Annotated in this window: 18 protein-coding genes; 12 read left to right on the top strand and 6 right to left on the bottom strand. The window is 69.6% G+C overall.

The features are described from left to right. The first annotated feature begins 2 nt into the window (after nucleotides 1-2). The 3 genes from GXN78_RS11500 to GXN78_RS11510 are packed head-to-tail and all read left to right on the top strand — an operon-like array spanning nucleotide 3 to nucleotide 4,662. Nucleotides 3-3,557 carry an ESPR-type extended signal peptide-containing protein gene (locus GXN78_RS11500; protein WP_106556121.1) on the top strand — a complete coding sequence of 1,185 codons (3,555 nt, stop codon included), beginning with the start codon at nucleotides 3-5 and terminating at the stop codon, nucleotides 3,555-3,557. A gap of 17 nt (nucleotides 3,558-3,574) precedes the next feature. After that, nucleotides 3,575-4,066, top strand: a complete 492-nt coding sequence (gene bamE / locus GXN78_RS11505) for an outer membrane protein assembly factor BamE (RefSeq protein ID WP_106556120.1) — start codon at nucleotides 3,575-3,577, stop codon at nucleotides 4,064-4,066. Nucleotides 4,067-4,125: 59 nt separating this feature from the next. Beyond that, nucleotides 4,126-4,662 carry a hypothetical protein gene (locus GXN78_RS11510; RefSeq protein WP_106556119.1) on the top strand — a complete coding sequence of 179 codons (537 nt, stop codon included), beginning with the start codon at nucleotides 4,126-4,128 and terminating at the stop codon, nucleotides 4,660-4,662. 61 nt (nucleotides 4,663-4,723) lie between these two features. Here the strand turns inward: GXN78_RS11510 and GXN78_RS11515 are convergent, their stop codons facing one another. Together GXN78_RS11515 and GXN78_RS41915 are read right to left on the bottom strand one after the other, a co-directional pair. Then, nucleotides 4,724-5,377, bottom strand: coding sequence for an OmpA family protein (locus GXN78_RS11515; protein WP_106556118.1), 654 nt, complete (start codon nucleotides 5,375-5,377; stop codon nucleotides 4,724-4,726). 31 nt (nucleotides 5,378-5,408) lie between these two features. Beyond that, nucleotides 5,409-5,531 carry a hypothetical protein gene (locus GXN78_RS41915; RefSeq protein WP_275407584.1) on the bottom strand — a complete coding sequence of 41 codons (123 nt, stop codon included), beginning with the start codon at nucleotides 5,529-5,531 and terminating at the stop codon, nucleotides 5,409-5,411. A gap of 37 nt (nucleotides 5,532-5,568) precedes the next feature. Here GXN78_RS41915 and GXN78_RS11520 point away from each other — a divergent pair, with 37 nt between their 5' ends. From GXN78_RS11520 to GXN78_RS11540, 5 genes are all read left to right on the top strand, one after another. After that, the gene (locus tag GXN78_RS11520) at nucleotides 5,569-6,711 is read left to right on the top strand and encodes an MltA domain-containing protein (protein ID WP_106556117.1); all 1,143 of its coding nucleotides are present in this window, start codon (nucleotides 5,569-5,571) and stop codon (nucleotides 6,709-6,711) included. Nucleotides 6,712-6,764: 53 nt separating this feature from the next. Then, complete coding sequence (locus tag GXN78_RS11525) at nucleotides 6,765-7,139, top strand: SMR family transporter (protein ID WP_106556116.1); 375 nt, start codon at nucleotides 6,765-6,767, stop codon at nucleotides 7,137-7,139. A gap of 4 nt (nucleotides 7,140-7,143) precedes the next feature. Continuing rightward, nucleotides 7,144-8,559 carry a UbiA family prenyltransferase gene (locus tag GXN78_RS11530; RefSeq protein WP_106556115.1) on the top strand — a complete coding sequence of 472 codons (1,416 nt, stop codon included), beginning with the start codon at nucleotides 7,144-7,146 and terminating at the stop codon, nucleotides 8,557-8,559. Then, nucleotides 8,559-9,770, top strand: coding sequence for a hypothetical protein (locus GXN78_RS11535; protein ID WP_106556114.1), 1,212 nt, complete (start codon nucleotides 8,559-8,561; stop codon nucleotides 9,768-9,770). The genes GXN78_RS11530 and GXN78_RS11535 overlap by 1 nt, the downstream gene beginning before the upstream one ends. Nucleotides 9,771-9,900: 130 nt before the next feature. Beyond that, nucleotides 9,901-12,165 (top strand): PhoX family phosphatase, encoded by a 2,265-nt coding sequence (locus tag GXN78_RS11540; protein ID WP_106556113.1) that lies wholly within the window; start codon nucleotides 9,901-9,903, stop codon nucleotides 12,163-12,165. 6 nt (nucleotides 12,166-12,171) lie between these two features. Here the strand turns inward: GXN78_RS11540 and GXN78_RS11545 are convergent, their stop codons facing one another. Then, nucleotides 12,172-12,645 (bottom strand): Lrp/AsnC family transcriptional regulator, encoded by a 474-nt coding sequence (locus GXN78_RS11545; protein WP_106556112.1) that lies wholly within the window; start codon nucleotides 12,643-12,645, stop codon nucleotides 12,172-12,174. Nucleotides 12,646-12,751: 106 nt separating this feature from the next. Here GXN78_RS11545 and mdeB point away from each other — a divergent pair, with 106 nt between their 5' ends. Continuing rightward, a complete protein-coding gene (gene mdeB / locus GXN78_RS11550) occupies nucleotides 12,752-15,388 on the top strand; it encodes an alpha-ketoglutarate dehydrogenase (RefSeq protein WP_106556111.1) in 2,637 nt (878 codons plus the stop codon). Nucleotides 15,389-15,418: 30 nt separating this feature from the next. On the opposite strand, the gene GXN78_RS11555 is transcribed toward mdeB, so the two are convergent. Beyond that, entirely contained in the window at nucleotides 15,419-16,120 is a 702-nt protein-coding gene (locus GXN78_RS11555) for a TetR/AcrR family transcriptional regulator (protein WP_164255422.1), read from the bottom strand. 95 nt (nucleotides 16,121-16,215) lie between these two features. Between GXN78_RS11555 and GXN78_RS11560 the strand changes: the two genes are divergently transcribed. Both GXN78_RS11560 and GXN78_RS11565 read left to right on the top strand, forming a co-directional pair. Beyond that, the gene (locus GXN78_RS11560; protein WP_106556109.1) at nucleotides 16,216-17,172 is read left to right on the top strand and encodes a VOC family protein; all 957 of its coding nucleotides are present in this window, start codon (nucleotides 16,216-16,218) and stop codon (nucleotides 17,170-17,172) included. Then, entirely contained in the window at nucleotides 17,169-18,068 is a 900-nt protein-coding gene (locus GXN78_RS11565) for a c-type cytochrome (protein WP_106556108.1), read from the top strand. The genes GXN78_RS11560 and GXN78_RS11565 overlap by 4 nt, the downstream gene beginning before the upstream one ends. Nucleotides 18,069-18,071: 3 nt before the next feature. Here GXN78_RS11565 and GXN78_RS11570 read toward each other — a convergent pair whose 3' ends face one another. Beyond that, nucleotides 18,072-18,959 (bottom strand): LysR family transcriptional regulator, encoded by an 888-nt coding sequence (locus GXN78_RS11570; RefSeq protein ID WP_106556188.1) that lies wholly within the window; start codon nucleotides 18,957-18,959, stop codon nucleotides 18,072-18,074. A gap of 57 nt (nucleotides 18,960-19,016) precedes the next feature. On the opposite strand from GXN78_RS11570, the gene GXN78_RS11575 reads away from it, so the two are divergent. Further along, nucleotides 19,017-20,372: a hypothetical protein gene (locus GXN78_RS11575; protein WP_106556107.1), complete on the top strand. Its 1,356-nt coding sequence runs from the start codon at nucleotides 19,017-19,019 to the stop codon at nucleotides 20,370-20,372. Here GXN78_RS11575 and GXN78_RS11580 read toward each other — a convergent pair. Further along, entirely contained in the window at nucleotides 20,369-21,349 is a 981-nt protein-coding gene (locus GXN78_RS11580; protein WP_106556106.1) for a tripartite tricarboxylate transporter substrate binding protein, read from the bottom strand. The two genes, GXN78_RS11575 and GXN78_RS11580, sit on opposite strands and share 4 nt — an antisense overlap. Between the last annotated feature and the right edge of the window lie 28 nt (nucleotides 21,350-21,377).

Consider the following 21,377-nt stretch of genomic DNA (forward strand, 5'->3'; position numbering starts at 1 on the left):
CCATGAACCAAAGCTACCTCACTGTCTGGAACGAAGCCATCGGCGCTTGGGTCGCTGCGTCCGAGATCACTAGCGCCCGGGGCAAGCGCGGCGGCAGCCGCGTGGCGAACGCCGGAGCTGGCGTGCTTGCATCGCTCCGATCGGGCCCCTTGCGCGCGGGGATCGTGACCGCGCTGCTGGCGCTGGGCGGCCTCGGGTGGTCGCCACTGGTGCAGGCACAAGCGGTCACCTGCGATACGGCCCCTTGGGACGAGTACAACGGCACCGCCTCGTGCATGGGCGCCGGCGCCATTGCCACGGGGCAGGGGTCCACCGCGCTGGGCTCTTCCGCGACTGTCGACACCAACGGTGGGGTCGCCGTCGGGTTTCTCACCCATACCACCGGAGTCAATGCCATCGCGATTGGTTACGGGGCTTTTTCCACCGGCACCAACTCCATCTATCTGGGCGCCCGCACCGCCCCCGGGACAGGCGCACTGGGTGAGGGTGCCATCGGAATCGGCACCGACGTGACGTCCAGTGGTGACCTCGCCATTGCCGTCGGCTTGCAGACCAAGGCCACCGGGGATAGAGCCGTCTCTCTCGGGCTGCAAGCGAATGCGGCCGGGCTGCGCAGCATCGCCATCGGCAACCAGGCCAACGCGACCGTCCTGGATGCCATTGCGCAGGGCAACAGCGCCAGCGCAGGCGGCCAGAATGCCATCGCCATCGGTTTCCAGACGATCGCGTCCAAGCTGAACTCGGTCTACCTCGGCTCGCGCACTGCCGCGGGAACGGGTGCCACTGCGATCAGCGCCATCGGCATTGGCACGGACGTGACGGCATCCCAGGAAGACGCCATCGCGATCGGGCGCATCAGCCAAGCGACCGGTGCGGACGCCATCGCACTGGGCCAAAGCGCCGCGTCGACGGACAAGAGCGCCATCGCGATCGGACGCAACAGCACATCGAGTGCCGTCAACGCGATCACGCTGGGTGTCGATACCGATGCGACCGCCACCAATGCCGTAGCCATCTCGGCCTTGGCCCAGGCGACCGGCCTCAATGCGCTCGCCATCGGCACCCAGGCCAATGCGACCGCCGACAACGCGATCGCATTGGGCACTACCGCAGTCGCGAACTCGGCCGACGCAGTGGCGATCGGCAACGGCTCGACGGCCACCGGCGGCAGGGCGGTGGCCATCGGCGCCGGCAACTTCGCCAGCGGCAATGGCGCAGTCGCGATCGGCGACCCCAACACCGCCACCGGCAACGGCGCCATCGCCCAGGGCCTGGACAACACCGCCACCGGCAACGGTTCGGTGGCGATGGGCAACACCAACATGGTGGGCGGCGGCGGCCAGGCGGTGGGCGTGGCCGGCACGGCAGCGCAGGGCGCGGTCGGCATCGGCTACCAGAACACGGTGGTCGGCCAGGGCAGCGTCGCGATCGGCAGCACCAGCAGCGCGCTGGCGGCGGGCGCGGTCGCCTTCGGCGATACGGCGGTGGCGAACAACGCGGGCGACGTGGCCCTGGGCTCGGGCTCGACTACCGCCGCTGCGGTCGGCACGGCCGGTACCGTGATCGGCGGCACGCCCTACACCTTCGAAGGCACGACGCCGACCTCCACGGTGAGCGTCGGCGCGCCCGGTGCCGAGCGCACCATCACCAACGTGGCGGCCGGCAGGATTTCCAACACCTCGACCGATGCGATCAACGGCTCGCAGCTGTGGGCCACGAACCAGCAGGTGACGGCGAACACGACCGCGATCACCGATCTCGGCAACACGATCGGCGACATCAACGCCGGCGCCGGCATCAAGTACTTCCACGCCAGCTCGACCCTGCCCGACTCGCAGGCCTTGGGCGCGGATTCGGTCGCCATCGGCCCGAACGCTGTCGCCAACAATGCAGGCGACATCGCCCTGGGCTTCGGCTCCACGACGGCCGCCGCGGTCGGCACGCCCGGTACCGTGATCGGCGGCACGCCGTACACCTTCCAGGGCACGACGCCGACCTCCACCGTGAGCGTCGGCGCGCCCGGTGCCGAGCGCACCATCACCAACGTGGCGGCCGGCAGGATTTCCAACACCTCGACCGATGTGATCAATGGCTCGCAGCTGTGGGCCACGAACCAGCAGGTGACGGCGAACACGACCGCGATCACCAATCTCGGCAACACGATCGGCGACATCAACGCCGGCGCCGGCATCAAGTACTTCCACGCCAGCTCGACCCTGCCCGACTCGCAGGCCCTGGGCACGGATTCGATCGCCGTCGGCCCGAACGCCGTGGCCAACGGAGCCAGCAGCATTGCGCAGGGCCTTGGCGCGAGCGCAACCGTCGATGGTTCGGTGGCACTCGGTTCAGCCTCGGTCTCCGATCGCGCGGTCGCAGGCAGCACCGGCGACATTCCCGCGGGCAGCTCGCTGATTCCGTACAACACCACCGACCGGACGCTGCTGGGCGCCGTTTCCGTCGGCAGTGCGACGACCTACCGCCAGATCACCAACGTGGCCGACGGCACCGAGGCGCAGGATGCCGTGACGGTGCGCCAGCTCAGCGGTGCGCTGCAATCCTTCGCCGTCACGCCGATCCAGTACTTCCACGCCAACTCGACCGCGATGGACTCGCTCGCCATCGGCGCCGAATCGGTGGCGGTCGGCCCTCGGACGGTGGTCAACGGCGACAGCGGCGTGGGCATCGGCAACGGCGCGGTGGTGCAGCAGACTGCGCCCGGCGGCGTGGCGATCGGCCAGGGCGCGACCTCGCACCGGGCGGATTCCGTCGCGATCGGCACGCAGTCTTCAGCGGCAGCGGTGCAGGGCGTTGCGATCGGTGCAGGCAGCAGCGTGACCCAGGCCGGCGGCGTTGCATTGGGCGCAGGCTCGGTCGCCTCCACTGCGGCCGGCGCGGCCGGCTATGTACCCACGGGTGCGTCCACCTCGCAGACCGCAGCCATCAACGCCACCACCAGCACGCTGTCGGCGGTGTCGGTGGGCGATGCGGCCAACGGCCAGTTCCGCCAGATCACCGGGGTGGCAGCGGGTTCGCTGGACAGCGACGCGGTCAACGTGTCGCAACTGAAGGCGGTGCAGACGACGGTGGCCAGCATCGACCAATCCGCAGTGAAGTACGAAACCAACGCCGACGGCACGACGAACTACAACAGCGTGAAGCTGGGCGGAACGAACACGAACGCCCCGGTGACCCTCCACAACGTCGCCGACGGCGTGGCAGGCAACGATGCCGTCAACGTCAATCAGCTGCGCAGCGCCTCCGCCGCTTCCGCCGCCTACACCGATGCGCGGGTCAATGCGCTCGGCAACGAACTGCATGGTGTCGCGCGCAATGCCTATGCCGGCGTCGCAGCCGCCATGGCGGTGCAGATGCCCGGCAGCTATGTGCCCGGGAAGACGGTGATGCGCCTCGGCTACGGCATCTTCAAGGGCGAGAGCGCGGTCGGCGTGAGCTTCCGCCGTACCGCGGAGAACAACGGCTGGAGCGTGACGGGTGGCGTGGGCTTGAGCCGCGCCGGCCCCGCCGCCACCGTCGGGGCCGAGTGGGTATTCAACTGAGAACGAGAAGAGAACACATGAAGAGCAAATCGTTCATCCTGACGGTCAATGTCATGCTTGCCGCTGGTGCCACGATGGCACTCCTGGGCTGCGCGGGCCCGAGCTACTCCATCGATCCTGCCGCACAGACGCGCGCGGCTTCCACCCAGTCATCGCTCCCCAGTGCCGAAGACTTTCCTGCGATTGATTCAGCCAAATGGCAGCAGGGGGCATTCCCCAGCCTGGAAGCGTTGCGTGCCATGCGGACCGGCATGGGCAAGGATCAAGTGCGGCAGCTGCTGAGCTGGCCGCACTTCAGCGAGGGCCTGCGCGGCGTTCGCACATGGAACTATATCTTCCACTTTCGTACGGGCAGCGGCCCCGAGTACGTCACCTGCCAGTACATGGTTCGTTTCAACGACGACGTGCTGACCAGCGGGATGTACTGGAACAAGCCGGAATGCGCCGAAAAGATGGATTCCCCGACGGTCAAGCCAACGCCCGTTGCCGTGATCGCGCCACCCGGGTAGCCCGAGGCTTGACCGCGCTACCCGCATAAGCGAAGAATCGCGCCGAAGTAGGGGAAAAGATGAAATCGATCGTGCATCTCGCGCTCGGCGTTGTGCTGCTTTCTGCCGTGGCGTTCCACGCCGGCGCAACGGGGACGAACAAGCTCTGCAACGGACGACAGACGGACATCGTCTTTGCTGTCATCCATGAGACTTCGGACGATTCGGGTTCGAGATGCGAGCTTCAGGGATCGCGGTGCTACGTGACGCTCCAAGGCTGGTACACCATGAGGCCGGGAGCCTGCATGGACGTCGACGTGGGAAATCAATGGGAATCCTATCTGTCGATCTTCATCAAGGATACGGCGGCCGGCCAGTACAGGCCAGAAACCTTCCCAGTCAACGACAGGTTCCACAAGGACAGGAACGAGAAGAACTCTGGCGTCGTCAACGTCACCGCGTGCATGCCTGCCGGGCCGTTCAAGAAAAAGCTGCCTGGAGCCCTCGCGCCCATGCTGAGTTCAGCAGTCGCATGCGATCGCGGCGAGGCGCTGCATCCGGTCAACTACGTCATGCGCGGCGGACCGCAAACCAACGTCGTGGTCACGTTGAACTAGCGGGCTGTAAAGACCGTGTCGCCACGGTCGGTCCTCGCCCGAAACGGACCACGTCTGGGCATCACCCCTGCGGCCGCTCACCCACATAAATCTCCACCCGCCGGTTCTGTGCCCGCCCGGCATCGCTGCCGTTGTCCGCAACCGGCTCGCGCGAGCCGCGCCCCTCGATACGGAAGGCCTGCTGCGACACGCCCCGCGAGATCAGATAGTCGCGCGTGCTGGCCGCACGGTCCACCGACAGCGGGTTGTTGATGGCGTCCGTGCCCGTACTGTCGGTGTGGCCGATGATGCGCACTTCCGCATTCGGGTTGTTGCGCAGGCCGTTGGCGAACTGGTTGAGGATGGGCACGAAATTCGGCTTGATCGTGGAGCGGCCGGTGTCGAAGGAGACGTCGCTCGGGATTGCGAGCTTGAGCTCGTTGTTCGGGGTCTGCGTGACCGCAACGCCGGTGCCCTGGGTGGCGGCCTGCATCTCGCGCTTCTGCGCTTCCATGCGCTGCGACCAGAGGTAGCCGCCGAGCGCGCCGGCAGCCGCACCCACGGCAGCGCCGGTGCCGATGGCCTTGCTGTCGCCGCCGGTTGCGGAGCCGATCACGGCGCCGCCGAGGGCGCCGATCCCGGCACCGATGCCGGTGTTGCGTTGCGTGTCGCTCATGCCGGCGCAGCCTGACAGGACAATGGCAGCGGCGGTGGTGGCGAGGACGAACTTCTTCATGCAATCTCCTTGTTGAATCAGCGACTCGCGATTATCTGGACCCGCCCGCCGGCGGCTCGTCGGACGGAGGCGCTTTTTCGGCCTCGTCCTCGTCATGCAATTCGCCGCCCTTGCGGCCCGAGAACATCGTCCACCACACGATCAGGACCAGCACGATTCCGGCGCCTAGCGCTTCGAGCAAAATCAAACCCATGAAAAGAGGACTCCAGTGGCTGGTCGGGCTCGCGATCGTAGCAACGCTGGCCGGCTGTTCCGTCGGCACCCTGCAACCCGAGGCACCGGTGGCGACCGCGCCCTCGAGCGCGGCGCCCGCGCGCGAGCTGGGCCCGCTGACCGGCTCGCTCAACCATCCGAAGAGCCGCTGGGTGCCGGTGCCCTGGTCGGAGCTGCCCGGCTTCGAGGACGACGCGCTGCACGAAGGCTGGGGCGCGATGATCACCAACTGCGCCCGCCCCAACGCCGCCTTCGCGCCGCTGTGTCGCGAGGTGCGCCAGCTGGCGCTGGCCGAGACCGACGAGCAGCGCCAGTGGATGCGCGAGCGCCTGCAGCCCTATCGCGTGGAATCGCCAACGGGCCCGGTCGACGGCAAGCTCACCAGCTACTACGAGCCGGTGTTCGAAGCCTCGCGCCGGCCCACCGCGCAGCACACCGTGCCGCTCTACCAGGCGCCCGCCGGCCTGGTGGCGCGCCGCCCCTGGTTCACGCGCCAGGAGATCGACACCCTGCCGCAGGCCCAGGCCGCGCTGCGCGGGCGCGAGATCGCCTGGCTGGCCGACCCGATCGACGTGCTGATGCTGCACATTCAGGGCTCGGGCCGGCTGCGCATCACCGAGGCCGACGGCTCGCAGCGCACGGTGCGCGTGGCTTTCTCGGCCACCAACGAGCAGCCCTACCGCAGCGTGCAGCAATGGCTGCAGAGCCAGGGCGCGACCAAGGTCAGCCTGTGGCCCGACGACACCAAGCAATGGGTGGCGCAGAACCCGCAGCGCCTGTCGCAGCTGCTGTGGAGCAATCCGCGCTACGTCTTCTTCCGCGAGGAGCCGCTGGCCGACATCGATGCCGGCACCGGCCCGATCGGCGCACAGGGCGTGCCGCTCACCGCGGGCCGCTCGATCGCGGTCGACCGCGAGAGCATTCCCTATGGCACGCCGGTGTGGCTGGCCTCGCCGGGGCCGGCCGTGCCGCTGGCGCGGCTGGTGGTGGCGCAGGACACCGGCAGCGCGATCGTGGGCGCGGTGCGCGCCGACTACTTCGCCGGCACCGGCGCCGAGGCGGGGCGGCTGGCGGCGCGCATGAATCAGCCACTTCGCTTGTGGGTGTTGTGGCCGAAATGACATGGTGACGCGGCATGATTCCTGCCTGGGCTTTGACACAGACAGGGAGCGTCATGAACCTTCACACCTTCTCGATCATCTTCGCCGGCGTGCTGCTGAACTCGGCCGCGCAGCTGATGCTCAAGGCCGGCGCCAGGACGCTCGGCACCGTCGCGATGGGCAGCAGCGCCTCGCTGACGACAGCGGCCTGGAACGCGGCCACGCAGCCCTGGATCGTGCTGGGGCTCGTGTGCTATTTCGTCAGCGCCGGGCTGTGGATCCTCGCACTCACGCGGGTGGACGTGACCGTCGCCTACCCCATGCTGTCCATGGGCTACGTGATCGCCGCCCTGCTCGCGTGGCAGTTCTTCGGCGAATCGCTGAACCCCACGCGCTTGATGGGCATCGCGATCATCCTGGTCGGCGTGGTCGTCTTGAGCCGTGGGTGATGCCATGCGCCCGCTCTATGTGGATCTGGATGGCACGTTGATCGCCACCGACTCGCTGCACGAATCGCTGCTGCAACTGGTACGTGCCTCGCCGGCGTCGCTGCTTGCGCTCCCCTTGTGGCTGCTGCGCGGCAAGGCCGTGCTCAAGAAGGAAGTGGCGCAGCGCACCGCCATCGACGTGCAAACGCTTCCCTACCGGCCGGAAGTGCTCGAACTGGTGCGCAGCGCCCGCGCCGCCGGCCGGCGCACCGTTCTGGCGACGGCCACCGACGGCCAGGTGGCGCGCGCCGTGGCCTCGCACCTGGGCCTGTTCGACGCGGTGCTCGCTTCCGACGGCGAGCACAACCTGCGCGGCGCGGGCAAGCGCGCCGCCATCGAGGCCGATGCCGGCAGCCGGGCCTACAGCTATGCCGGCAATGACCACGTGGACCTCGCGGTCTGGCGCGAGGCCGAGGCCGCGGTGGTGGTGAGCCGCTCCGAAGCGCTGGCGCGCCGCGTGGCCGGGCTGACCGCGGTCGAGGCACGGATCGTGCCGCCGCGCACCCCGCTCAAGCGCTACCTGTACGGCGTGCGGCTGCACCAGTGGCTCAAGAACGTGCTGGTCTTCCTGCCGTTGATGCCGGTGCTGCACGAGCTCACGCAGCCGATCCTGCTGCATGCAGCGCTGGCCTTCCTGGCCTTCGGATTGATGGCCTCGGGCATCTACGTGCTCAACGACCTGCTCGACCTGGAGTCGGACCGGCGGCACCACCGCAAGCGCCTGCGGCCCTTCGCCGCCGGCGAGATCACGGCGCGCGAAGGGCTGGTCATGGCGGGGCTGCTGTGCGCGGCTTCGCTGGCCCTGTCGCTCGCGCTGCTGCCCGGCGCCTTCGTGAGCGTGCTGCTGCTCTACATGGCCCTGACCTGCGCCTATTCGCTGCACCTCAAGCGCCGCGCGGTGGTCGACGTGTTCGCGCTGGCGGGCCTCTACACGATCCGCGTGGCGGCCGGCACCGCGGCAACCGGGCTGCCGCTGTCCTTCTGGATCCTGTCCTTCTCGATGTTCATCTTCCTGAGCCTGGCGCTGGCCAAGCGCTACGTGGAGCTGAGCGGCCCGCCGCTCGAGGTGCAGCGCATGAAGCGCGACCGCGGCTACCACCCGGTGGACGCCCCCTTCGTGCTGTGCACCGGCATCGCGGCCGGCCAGATGGCGGTCCTGCTGCTCGGCCTCTACCTGCACGACAAGGAGGTCCTGGCGCGCTACGACGACCCCGAGTACCTGTGGATTCTGATTCCCCTGTTCCTGTTCTGGACCATGCGCGTGTGGCTCAAGGCGATCCGCGGCGCGCTGCACGACGACCCGGTGGTCTTCGCCGCGCGCGACTGGGTCAGCCGCTGGACGGTGGGCATCGCCGCGCTTGCGCTGTGGATGGCCGACTAGTGCCCAGACGCGCGCTCGGCTGGGACGCGCTTGTCGCGGCGCTGCTCGCGCTCGCGGCCGTGCTGCTGCTGACGACGCTCTCGCGCCAACTGCCGCCCGAGCTCTTCGCCCGCGACAGCGGCCTCGACGCCTGGTTCCAGTCAGACACGCCGCGCGTGCTGGCCAACATGGTCGATGCGCAGAGCAACCACTACCGCACCAAGGTCCACCCGATCGCCTCGATCCTCATCCATCCGATGGTGACCGGCCTGCGCGCGCTCTGGCCCGGCAGCGACCTGCAGGCCGCGATGCGCTTCGCCTACCTCGTGGCGGCGCTGTGGGTGCTGTGCTTCTACGTCCTGTGCCGCGTGCTCGGCAACGGGCGCTTCGTGGCGATGTGCTTCTCGCTGCTGGCCATCGGCAGCGCGGCCTTTCAGTTCTGGTTCTCGGTACCCGAGACCTACGCCCTCGGCTCGCTGAGCCTGCTGTGGGTGCTGCTGGTCGCGGCGCTCGCGGTGCACCGGCCGGTGAGCGATGGGCTGCTGCTCGCCGCCAGCATCGCCAGCCTCGCCATCACGGTCACCAACTGGGTGGCGGGACTGGCGCTGGCCGTGGTGCAGCGGCCGTGGCGGCGCGCGCTGGCGATCAGCGCGGCGGCCTTTGTCATCGTCGCCGTCCTCGCGGTGGCGCAGCGCTTCCTCTACAGCTTCGCCAAGCTGTTCTTTCTCGGCAGCCGCGAGGAGGCCGACTACGTGAATTTGGAGCGCGCCGGCACGGTGCTGAACAAGCTGGCCGCCATGTTCTGGCATCCGCTCAGCCTGCCCGAGGTGCTGAGCGTGGCCTCCGTTCCGCCCAAGCTCAACTGGCTCACGGTGCAGCTGAGCACGCCGGCCTCGGGCGGCTGGGCCGGCGGCGCTGCCCTGCTCCTGTGGAGCCTGCTGCTCGCGGCCGGTGTCGTGGGCCTGCTGCGCACCCCACGCTGGCGGAGCTTCGCCGCGGTGCTCGGGCTCACGCTGGCGGCGCAGGTGGCGCTGCACCTGGTCTATGGCGACGAGACCTTCCTCTATGCCGCGCATTTCCTGCCGCTGCTGATGGCGGTGGCGGTGTTCGCCACGCGCGCCCTGCCGCCCACGCTGGCCGCGGCGACGGCCCTGCTGACGGCCGGCCTCGCGGCCTTCCACAACGCCGCGATGTACGAGGCCGCGACCGGCCTCCTGCAGCACGCGCGCTGAGCGGCGCGCGGCATCGCCGCGCGGGGCGGCCTTGTCAGGAATCTGACCAACGCCTGACTTCCTGGCGTCATGTGGAACTTTTAGCGTACCGGGGTTTTTCAACAACCGTGCCCCACTGAAAGATTCGCGCATGACCGCCAAGACACGCCATGAAGTCGCCGCCATCGACCCCGACGACATCGGCCACAACAAGAGTTCCAACCCCTCGTTCAACGACCTGATCGCTTCGCGCCTGAGCCGACGCCACCTGTTCGGCCTGGGCGTCGGCACCGCCGGCACCGCCCTGCTGCAGGCCTGCGGTGGCGGCGGCAGCGGCGGCTTCCCGGTGCTGCCGGCCGCCCCGGCGCCCGCCCCTGCTCCTCCTGCACCCGCGCCTGCGCCTGCACCGGGCCCCGCCGCGCCGAAGCTCGGCTTCACCGCGGTCTCGAAGAGCCTGGCCGACGTCGTCGCCGTGCCGGCGGGCTACACCGCCACCGTGCTGTACCGCCTCGGCGACCCGATCGCGACCGGCGTGCCGGCCTACGCGAACGACGGCACCGACGCCGCCGCCACCTTCGACCGCCGTGCCGGCGACCACCACGACGGCATGACTTTCTTCGGCATGGATGCCTCGAACAAGTGGAGCGCGAGCGCCGCCTCGCGCGGCCTGCTGGCGATGAACCACGAAGCCATCACGCCGCTCTTCCTGCACCCGACCGGCCAGACGACCACCGGCACCGGCAATGCGCAGGTGCGCACCGTGACGGACGAAGTGCTGCGCGAGTTCTACCTGCACGGCGTGAGCGTGATCGAGGTCAACAAGGGCACGAGCGGCTGGAGCTATAAGCACGACTCCAGCTTCAACCGCCGCGTCCACACGCTGACCGAGATGAGCTTCTCTGGCCCCGCCGCCGGCACCCCCTACCTGGTGACCAAGTTCTCCACCGACGGCAGCAAGACCCGCGGCACGCTCAACAACTGCGCCAACGGCAGCACGCCCTGGGGCACTTACCTGACCTGCGAGGAGAACTGGGCCGGCTACTTCCGCCGCATCACGGCCACCGACAACCCGAACCGCAGCGCCAAGGAGCTCGCCTCATTCACCCGCTACGGCGTGGCCGGCACCGGCCGCGAGCTGTGGGCCACTCCCACGCCCGACACGAGCGACAACCTCTACGGCCGCTGGAACACCGAGGTCATCACCGGCGCCGCCAATGCCACAGCCGACTACCGCAACGGCGCCAACACCTACGGCTGGGTGGTGGAGATCGATCCCTTCACGCCCGGCAGCACGCCGAAGAAGCGCACCGCGCTCGGCCGCATGGGCCACGAAGGCGCCTGCCTCGGCCCGGTGGTGGTCGGCAAGCCCCTCGTCTGGTACATGGGCGACGACTCGCGCAACGAGTACATCTACAAGTTCGTGTCGACGAAGAACTGGGACGCGGCCGATGTCAACGGCGGCCTGGCCGCCGGCGACAAGTACATGGACGACGGCCGGCTCTACGTCGCCAAGTTCAACGCCGACGGCACCGGCGCGTGGCTGGAGCTCAAGCTGGGCGTCAACGGCATCACGGCGAGCAACGCGGCGTATGCCTTCGCCGACGCGGCCGACGTGGTGGTCAACGCGCGCCTCGCGGCCGATGCGGCCGGCGCCACCAAGATGGACCGCCCCGAGTGGACGGCCGTCAATCCGAAGACCGGCGAGGTCTACGTGACGCTCACCAACACCAACGCCGCCTCGCGCCCGATCACCGCCACCGACGCCGCCAACCCGCGCTACTACAACGACCCGAAGGGCGCCGCCGCAACCGCGCAGACCGGCAATCCGAACGGCCACATCGTGCGCTTCGCGGACGACAACGCCGACCCGGCGGCCACGAGCTTCAAGTGGGACGTCTACCTGTTCGGCGCCCGCGCCGGCGCCTCGGCCGACATCAACCTCTCGGGCCTGGTCGCCGACAACGACTTCTCCAGCCCCGACGGCCTGTGGTTCAGCCAGGCCACGGGCGGCCTGCTGTGGCTGGAGACCGACGACGGCGCCTACACCGACGTCACCAACTGCATGCTGCTGGCCGCCCTGCCGGGCAAAGTCGGCGACGGCGCGGCCAAGACCATCAGCAACGTCGACGGCGCGACCACGCGGCAACAGGCCACCTTCGTCGGCAAGGCGCCGGGCACGGACGGCCTGCGCCGCTTCCTGGTGGGCCCGAAGGACTGCGAGATCACCGGCATCGCCGAATCGGGCGATGGCCGCGCGCTGTTCGTCAACATCCAGCATCCGGGCGAGACCACGCCGGTGGCGAATATCGGCAACCCGGCGCTGTTCGGCAGCCACTGGCCCGACGGCGGCAATGCTCGCCCGCGCTCGGCCACCATCGTCATCACCAAGGACGACGGCGGGCTCGTCGGCTTGTAAGCGCCTTCAAGACGGCGCCGCCGGCAACGGCAGCGCCGTCTTGTAGCGCACCTGCTTGAGCGCAAAGCTCGAGCGGATCTTCTCGATGCCCGCAATGGGCGTCAGCTGCTCGAGGATGAACTTCTCGAGCGCCGCGATGTCGGCCACGGCGACCCGGATCAGGTAGTCGCTGTCGCCGGTCATCAGGTAGCACTCCATCACCTCGTCGTGCTCGGCGATGCGCTGCTCGAAGTCGGCCAGCGACTGCTTGCTCTGCGTGCGCAGGCTGATCGAGATGAACACGTTGAGCCCCAGGCCCAGTGCCGCGGCATTGGCCAGCGCCACGTAGCGCTGGATCACGCCCGCGGCCTCCAGCGCCTTCACGCGCGCCAGGCAGGGCGAGGGCGACAGGTGGACGCGCCGCGCGAGCGCCACGTTGGAGAGCGCGCCGTCGCGCTGCAGTTCGTCGAGGATGCGCAGGTCGATCGCGTCCAGTTGCATGAAATGCCTTGAAGTGACCCAATCGCAGCATCTTATGCCGCGATATGAGGATGGATGCTGCTCGAACGGCAGCTCATTCCAGGGATCACGGCCTAAAGTGCGGCTCATGAACGCTCCGATTCCCGCCGACCAATTGCGCGCGCTGCTCGACACGCCCCTGAACGACCCCGACCCGGCCGAAACCGCCGAATGGCGCGAGTCTTTTGCAGCGCTGGCCGAGACGCACGGCCCCGAGCGCGCGCGCTGGATGCTGGACGAATTGGCGCGCATCGCGCGCACCCGGCGCATCGGCTGGCAGCCCGAGCTGGCCACGCCCTATGCCAACACCATCGCCGTTGAGCAGCAGCCGGCGTTCCCCGGCGACCTCGCGATCGAGGAGCGCCTGGCCTCGCTGATGCGCTGGAACGCGCTGGCGATGGTGGTGCGCGCCAACAAGGCCTATGGCGAGCTGGGTGGCCATATCGCCAGCTATGCCAGCGCGGCGGATCTGTTCGAGACGGGCTTCAACCATTTCTTCCACGCAAGGACCGATGCGCATCGCGGCGATCTCGTGTTCTTCCAGCCGCACAGCGCGCCGGGCGTCTATGCGCGGGCCTTTCTCGAAGGGCGCTTGAGCGGAGAGGATCTCCAACACTACCGCCAGGAGCTCACGGCACCCGCCTTCGAAAGCGGCAGCGGCGCGCGCGGCCTCTCCAGCTATCCGCACCCGTACCTGATGCCGGACTTCTGGCAGTTCCCCACCGGCTCGATGGGCATCGGCCCCATCAGCTCGATCTACCACGCGCGCTTCATGCGCTACCTCACGCACCGCGGGCTGCTCGACTGCGAAGGCCGCAAGGTGTGGGGCGTGTTCGGCGACGGCGAGATGGACGAGCCCGAATCGATGAGCGCCCTGACACTGGCCGCGCGCGAGCGCCTGGACAACCTCGTGTGGGTGGTCAACTGCAACCTGCAGCGGCTCGATGGACCGGTGCGCGGCAACGGCCGCATCATCGACGAGCTGGAAAAGCTCTTCGCCGGCGCCGGCTGGAACGTGATCAAGCTGGTCTGGGGCAGCGACTGGGACGGCCTGTTCGCGCGCGACACCGACGGCGCGCTGATGCGCGCCTTCGCCAACACGGTGGATGGCCAGATGCAGACCTTCGCCGCCAAGGACGGCCGCTACAACCGCGACACCTTCTTCGGCCAGAACGAGGCGCTCGCGCGGCTGGTGGAGGGCCTGACCGACGAGCAGATCGACCGCCTCAAGCGCGGCGGCCATGACCTGGTGAAGATCCACGCCGCCTACGCCGCGGCCGCCGCGCACCGCGGCCAGCCCACGGTGATCCTGGCTCACACCAAGAAGGGCTACGGCATGGGTAGCGCGGGCCAGGGCAAGATGACCACGCACTCGCAGAAGAAGCTGGACGAGCAGGACCTGATCGAGTTCCGCAACCGCTTCGCCCTGCCGCTGTCCGACGAGCAGGCCGCGCAGGCCGCCTTCTACAAGCCGGCCGAGGACAGCCCCGAGATGCGCTACCTGAAGGACAAGCGCGCCGCGCTCGGCGGCAGCATGCCGCGGCGCGAGACCGCGTGCGAGCCGGTCGCCAAGCCCGACATCGCGGCCTACGCCCAGTTCGCCGTGGCTGCCGCCGGCAAGGAGATGAGCACCACCATGGCCTTCGTGCGCATGCTGGGCAACCTCATGAAGGACGCGGCGCTGGGCCCGCGCATCGTGCCCATCGTGGCCGACGAGGCGCGCACCTTCGGCATGGCCAATCTCTTCAAGCAGGTGGGCATCTATTCGAGCGTGGGCCAGCGCTATGCGCCGGAAGACATCGGCTCGGTGCTCTCGTACCGCGAGGCGACCGACGGCCAGATCCTGGAGGAGGGCATCAGCGAGGCCGGCGCCATCGCGAGCTGGACCGCTGCGGCCACCAGCTACAGCGTGCACGGGCTGGCGATGCTGCCCTTCTACATCTACTACTCGATGTTCGGCTTCCAGCGCGTGGGCGACCAGATCTGGGCCGCGGCCGACCAGCGCCCGCGCGGCTTCCTGCTGGGCGCCACATCCGGCCGCACCACGCTGGGCGGCGAGGGGCTGCAGCACCAGGACGGCACCAGCCACCTGGTCGCGGCCACCATTCCCAACTGCAAGGCCTACGACCCGGCCTTTGCGGGCGAGATGGCGGTGATCGTCGACGCCGGCATCCGCGAGATGATGGTCGAGCAGAAGGACGCGTTCTACTACGTCACGCTGATGAACGAGAACTACGCCCAGCCCGACCTGCCGCCGGGCGTGCAGGCCGATGTGCTGCGCGGGTGTTATCGCTTCCAGGCGGCCGCGGGAGACGGCCGCAGGATCACGCTGCTGGGCTCGGGCGCGATCCTCACCGAGGTGCTCAAGGCCGCGCAGCAACTGGCTGAAGAGGGCATCGCTGCCGAGGTCTTCAGCGTCACCAGCTGGAGCGAGCTGGCGCGCGACGGGCAAGCCTGCGAGGCGCGCGCGTTGGCGGGCGAAGCCGAGCCGGGCCGGCCCTTCATCGCGCAGCAGCTCGCGGGCGGCAGCGGGCCGGTGGTCGCCGCCACGGACTACGTGCGCGCCGTGCCCGAAAGCATCCGCGCCTTCCTGCCCGCGGACCGGCGCTATCTCACGCTGGGCACGGACGGCTTCGGGCGTAGCGACACGCGTGCCGCGCTGCGGCGCTTCTTCGGGGTCGATGCGGCGAGCATCGTGCAGGCGGCGCGGTACGCGCTCGCGTGAGAGCGTTGCGACTGTCCACGCAGACGCGCCCTACCCCCGCTTCGCCCTCGCCGGCGCCTTCGCCCGCGCGGCAGGCGCCGCCTCGCCGATCGGCGGAAAAGGCGGCAGCGGCCGGTACGCCACCTCTTTGGCAGCCGCGGGCTCCATCCCCAGCCCCCGCAGCACGCAGGTCGCGACTTCGCGGCCATGGTTCGGAGGCGCCAGCCCCAGCGCCACGCTGCGCATGGCCTGCGCGATGGTGCCGTTGATCATGTCCATCGCCGCCGCCTCGCTGGGGATGCGAAAGGCCTTCTGCTTCACCCCCAGCCGCAGGTCGGCCAGCACGTAGTCGCGGATCTCCAGCAGCAGCTCGGGCGCGGCGGCCGCCACGTCCAGCGTCATCAGCGCCCATTGCGGGCTCTGCTCGGCCAGCCAGATGTAGCGCTGGTTGCCGATGGCCATGCGCTGCGCGCCCTCGGCGATGCCCTGCTGGCTGTCGTCGATGCGGCGGCACAGCGTGTCGGCCAGGAGCAGCGCCACCGCGCTCGCCACCTCCTCCTTGGTCTTGAAGTGGTTGTAGACCGTGCCGGTGGTCATGCCCGCGACCGCCGCCAGCTCCTGCATGGTCGCGCCGGCGAAACCGCGCGCCGTGAACACCTGGATGGCCGCCTGCACCAGCTGCACCCGCGTGCGCTCGCGCTTGGCCAGGCCCGGCTGCGGCCGCCACAGGCTTTCGGCCAGGGCATCTGGCAAAAGTGGTATTGACGGGTTTACGAAATTCACAGCATCATCCATTTTTAGACACATCAACCATTTTTACTCGAACCGTCCACGAAAGAGAGTTTGCCATGCCCCCCGATCTCCGTCTCGGCTATCTGGTCTTCGACGCGCGCCGCCCTGCGCGATGGGCGAGCTTCTGCCAGCACATGCTCGGCCTGCCCGCACCCGTCGACAACGCCGACGGCAGCCGCGGCTGGCGGCTCGACGAGGCCGCCCAGCGGCTGATCGTGCAGGAGGGCCCGGCCGACGACCTGGCCGCGCTCGGCCTCGAATGTGCCGACGAGGCGGTGCTGGAGCGCCTGCTCGCGCGCCTGCGGCAAGGCGGCGTCGCAGTCGAGGCGGCGGATGCCGCGCTACGCGGCGCCCGCCGCGTGCAGCGCCTGCATCGATGCACCGACCCGGCCGGCAACACGGTCGAGCTGTTCACCGGTCTCGCGCCCGCCGCGCAGCCCTTCGCGTCGGAGGCCTTCCCCGAGGGCTTTCGCACCGGCGAGCTGGGCCTGGGCCATGCTGTGCTCGTGTCGCACGACCTGGCGGCGACGGAAGCCTTCTACGCCGGCCTCCTGGGCTTCGGCGTGACCGAGCGGCTTGCCACCCGCGTCGGCCCGATCGACATCCGCGGCGTGTTCCTGCACTGCAACCGGCGCCACCATTCGATCGCGCTCTTCGACATGCCGCTTTCCAAGCGCATCCACCACTTCATGCTGCAGGCCCGGCGCTTCAGCGACATCGGCATCGCCTTCGAGCGGGCGCAGCGCCACAAGGTGCCGCTGTCGCTGGAGCTGGGCCAGCATCCGGACCCGGACGGCACCTTCTCCTTCTACGGCGCCACGCCCTCGGGCTTCGACTTTGAGATCGGCGCCGGCACGCAGACCATCGACCCCGACGGCTGGCAGACCCAGCACACCGGCGTGACCAGCGCCTGGGGCCACAAGCCGAAGCTGCGACTGCAGCTGAAGATGGCCGCCGGCCTGATCGCCCGCAAGGTCTCCGGCGCGCCGCGCCGCGCGAAGGAGCTCGCATGACGACAGGGACCCGGCGCTGGCTCAAGCGCGGCGCGCTGGCGCTGCTGGTCCTGGTCGCGCTCGCCGCCGCCGCGCTCTTCGCGGGCGAGCAGCTCGCGCGCCACAAGATGCTGCGCAAGCTCGACATCGCGGCCGAGCCCGTGGCCTACCGCGAGGACGCGGCGGCCGTCGAGCGCGGGCGCTACCTCTTCGCCTCGCGCGGCTGCGTCGACTGCCACGGCGCCCAGGGCAACGGCCGCACGTTCCTCGACAACGGCAAGGGCATGCGCATAGCCGGCCCCAACATCAGCCCCGGCCCCGGCAGCGTGGTGGCCGGCTACGCGCCCGCGGACTGGGTGCGCGCCATCCGCCACGGCGTCGCCCGCGGCGGCCGGCCGCTGATGGTGATGCCCAGCGAGGACTACAACCGCCTGACCGACGAGGACCTGGCCTCGCTGGTGGCCTACATCCGAAAGCTCGCGCCCGTGAAGGGCGGCGCTGCCGTGGTCGAGCTGCCGCTGCCGGTGCGCGCCTTCTACGGCTTCGGCCTCATGCACGATGCCGCCGCCAAGATCGACCACGCGCTTCCGCCGGCCCAGCCGGTGGCCGACGGCGTGAACGCGGCGCATGGCGCCTATGTGGCGAACATGTGCCTGGGCTGCCATGGCGCCAGGCTGGCCGGCGGCAAGATCCCCGGCGGTCCGCCCGACTGGCCGCCCGCGGCGAAGCTCACGCCAGGCACGGACAGCGCGATGCCGCGCTATCCCGATGCCGGCGCCTTCGCGCGTATGTTCAAGACCGGCAACCGACCCGACGGCACGCCGATCAAGGTCATGCCCTTCGGCTCGCTCGGCCAGATGAACGACACCGACGTGCGGGCGCTCTTTCTCTATCTGAAGAGCTTGCCGCCGGCGTAGCCGCTAACGGCCGGCCACGGCCGTCGCGATGGCGCGCGCGAAGCCATGGCGCAAGTCATCCGGCAGGTCGGGCCGATGGCACAGCGCATAGCCCAGGCTGGGCGGCTCGCCGGCCAGCGGCACGAAGCGGATGTCGGGCCGTGCGATGCAGCGCAGCGACTCGACGACCAGGCCGATGCCCACGCCCGCCGCGACCAGCCCCACCAGCGAGATCGAGGAGGTCGCGCACTGGCTGATCTGCGCCGTGACCCCCGCGCGCGAGAAGTAGCCGACGATGCGATCGAAGACCACCGGTCCGACCTCGCGCCGCACGCCCAGCAGGGGGTACCTGCGCAGCTCGGCCGCGCCGATGCTGGCCGCACCCGCCAGCGGATGCGCGGCCGGGACCACCGCCACGAAGCGCTCGCGCGCCACCTCGCGCACCACCAGGTCGTCACGCGAGGAGGGCGGGTGGACCAGTGCGAAGTCGAGCCGCCGATGCGCCACCGCCTCCTCGAGCTCGTCCGACAAGCCTTCGGTGAGCGCCAGCGCCACCCCCGGCTGTGCGGCGGCGAAAGCGCGCACGGCGTCGGGGAAAAAAGACAGGGCCGCGATCGGCGTGACGCCGATCTCCAGCCGGTCGAAGGCGCCGCGGCCGATGGCACGTGCGGCCTCCTCGGTTTCGGCGGCGCGCGACAGCAGCTGCCGCGCATGCCGCAGCAGCCGCGTGCCGCTTTCCGTCAGCCGCACGCCGCGCGCCTGGCGGTCGAAGAGCGGATAGCCGAGCGCCTCCTCCAGGCGCTGGATGCGCACGCTCAGGGCCGGCTGCGACAGCGCCAGCAGCGAGGCGGCGCGCCGGATGTTGCCGATCTCGGCCAGCGTGACGAAGCATCGCCATTGCTTGAGGTCCATGCCGGTATTCGAAAAGCCGATGGCTTGCCAAAGCCGAAAGTCCATAGGCTAGCAGCCATGAACTTCCTCTCCACCGCATTCCCCCTGGCGGCCGGCGTGTTCGCGCTCGGCCTCGCGTCGCCGGCAGCGGCCGACGAAGCGCTCCCGGCCTTTGCGTCCCAGATCGATGCGAAGGCGATCGCCGTGATCTCGGACGGCGACTTCCGCGCCAGGAGCTACCGCGACGGCGAGCTTGCTGCACTGTCGCCCGAGCGGCGCGACCTGCTGACCCTCATCCGCCCCGGCCGGCCGGCGTCGCGCGTCGCGATCCCGGTGTCGAACTCCGTGACCGCGCCACCGGAAGTCATGGCCATCTCGCCGGACGGCGGCTTCGTGTACGTGGCCGAACGGCTCGGCCAACGCAGCGAGAGCGTGCAGCGGGTCCGGGACCTGGCACCCGGCCGGCGCATCAGCGCGATCGACATCCGCGACCCGGCGAAGCCGAAGATCGCCGGGACGGCCGAGGCCGGGCCGATGCTCGAATCCGTGCGCGTCAGCCCTGACGGCCGTTTCCTCGCCCTCACCGCGAACAGCGCGGAGGAGGCGATGGTGCAGATCCTGCCCACGAACGACAGCAGGCTCGGCGTGCCGCAATCCTTCAAGTTGGCCGAGCTGGGCATTGCGCGCAGGGAAGGCGCCCCGCGCGGCGGCATCGACGCGAGCTTTGCCGACTGGCATCCGTCCGGACGCTTCCTCTCGGTGAACCTCAACACGCGCAACCAGGTCCTCTTCCTCGAAGTGACATCCATGGCGGACGGCCGGGTGAGGCTCACGCCCTGGGGCGTGCCGGTCGAGGTCGGGCGCGATCCCTTCGTCGGACGCTTCACGCCGGACGGCGGCCACTACCTCAGCGCCGACTGGGGCCGCGATTTCGAAGCCAGGACTCTGGAAGGCCGGCTGCCTTCGACGCCCTCGCGGCTGTCGCTGATCAAGCTGGCGCCGCGCGAGCGCACGGGTCCTTCGGCCCGGCACGAAGTCGTCGCCCGTGTGGACAGCGACCGCTCCTCCGAAGGCCTCGCGATCAGCCGCGACGGCCGGCATGTGGCCACGGTCAACATGCGCGAGACCGCGCTCGCGCCCGATTCGCCGCGCTACACGAGGCAGGCATCGATCAGCTATTTCCGCTTTGACGCCGGGCGCAGCGCGCTCACCAAGATCGGCGACTACCCCTTCGAGGGCATGCTGCCGGAGGGCGGCAGCTTCGATGCCACGGGCCGGCATTTCCTGGCGACGGTGTTCGAGTACCCAGACGGCACCGCGCCGCAAGGCGGCGTCGAGGTCTGGCGCGTGGGCGGCGCCGGCCAGCCGGGCTTGACGCATCTGGGCCGCATCGCGGTGCCGCATGGCGCGCACCACGTCGAGCTGACGCCCTAATCGATCTTCGCGCCCGACGCCTTCACTACCGCGCCCATGGTGTCCCAGTCCGCCCGCAGCAGCTTCTGGAAAGCCGCCGTGCTCGAGCTGCGCGGCTCGATCCCCAGGCGCGTGAGGCGCTCCTGCATCGCGGGCTCGGCGATCACCTTGGCGATCGCCGCATGGAGCTTCTCGACTTCGGCCGGGGACGTGCCGGCCGGCGCGAGCACGCCGATCCAGGAGTCGAACTCATAGCCCGGCAGGCCGCTCTCGTGCGCGGTCGGCAAGTTGGGCAGGAAGGGGCTGCGCACCTTGCCGGTGGAAGCCAACGGCTTGATGCGCGCATCGCTCTGCAGCCCGATCACGCCGATGCTCGACGAGGTGACGGCCTGCACGCGCCCGGCCAGCAGCTCGTTCACCGCCTCGCCGGTGGACTTCATCGGGATGTGCGTCATCTGCAGCCCGGCCTTGGCGAGGAAGGAGGCCATGGCCAGGTGCGTGGCGCTGCCGTTGCCGGCCGAGGCGTAGTTGTACTTGCCGGGATGCGCCTTGACCTCGCGGATGAACTCGGCCGTGTTCGCCACCTTGAGCTCGCTCGAGGCCACGACCACGTAGCCCGCGCTGCCGATCTCGGCCACGCCGACGAAGTCCTTGAGCGGGTCGTAGGGCAGCTTGCTGTAGAGATGGCCGGCGATGTGGTGGCTGGCCGCCGCCAGGATCAGCGTGTTGCCGTCCGCCGGCGCCTTGGCCACGAGCGACGCGCCCACCGTGCCGCCGGCGCCCGCGCGGTTCTCGACGATCACGCTGGCGTTGAGCGCCGCCCCCAGTTCGCTGTTGAAGGCGCGCGCCACCGTGTCCTGCACGGCGCCGGTGCCGAAGGGCACCACCATGCGGATCACGCGCTGTTGCTGCTGCGCCTGCGCGCGGCCGAGGCCCGCCAGCGCGGGCAGGCCGGCGGCGAGAAGGACCAGGGAACGTCGATGGGAGGAGAAGGACATCGTCGCGGCCGCTTTCGTGGTGGAGGGA

Origin of the sequence: Variovorax sp. WS11 (assembly GCF_010499245.1) — a bacterium.
Lineage (GTDB): Bacteria > Pseudomonadota > Gammaproteobacteria > Burkholderiales > Burkholderiaceae_C > Variovorax.